At 68.0% G+C, this 447-nt stretch carries 1 protein-coding gene; it reads left to right on the forward strand.

What is annotated here, in order from left to right:
• On the forward strand, window positions 1-447 hold a 447-nt coding region (locus tag HUA76_RS44800; protein ID WP_174464430.1), incomplete at both ends, for a DPP IV N-terminal domain-containing protein.

Genomic DNA, 447 nt, shown 5'->3' on the forward strand with positions numbered 1-447 from the left:
GGCTTTGCGAAGCAGGTCCGGTTCCTGCCGGACAGCAAGTCCTTCCTCTGGATGTCCGAGCGTGACGGCTGGCGGCACGTGTACCTGTATGACGTGTCGGGACGGCTCATCCGCCAGGTGACACGGGGCGCGTTCCCCGTCCACGAAGTGGTCGGCGTCGGGCCTGGAGGTGACGCAATCTTCGTGGTGGCCTCCGCCGACAGTGGTGCGCCGTACGAGCAGCTCTTCTACCGGGGCAGATTGAAGGGCGGTGCGCTGAAGCGGCTGTCGTCGGGCGCGGGCATGCACCGAATCACCCTGGCGCCGTCGGGCGGGTACTTCGTCGACACGTGGTCTTCGAGGACGCAGCCCCGGCTGCGGGAGGTGGGCTCCACGGATGGGAAGCCGCGCGTCCGTCTCACGACGTCCGACGTGAGCGCAGTGGTGGAGCAGGGCTTCAAGCCTCCG

Origin of the sequence: Myxococcus sp. CA056 (assembly GCF_013336715.1) — a bacterium.
GTDB lineage: Bacteria > Myxococcota > Myxococcia > Myxococcales > Myxococcaceae > Myxococcus > Myxococcus llanfairpwllgwyngyllgogerychwyrndrobwllllantysiliogogogochensis.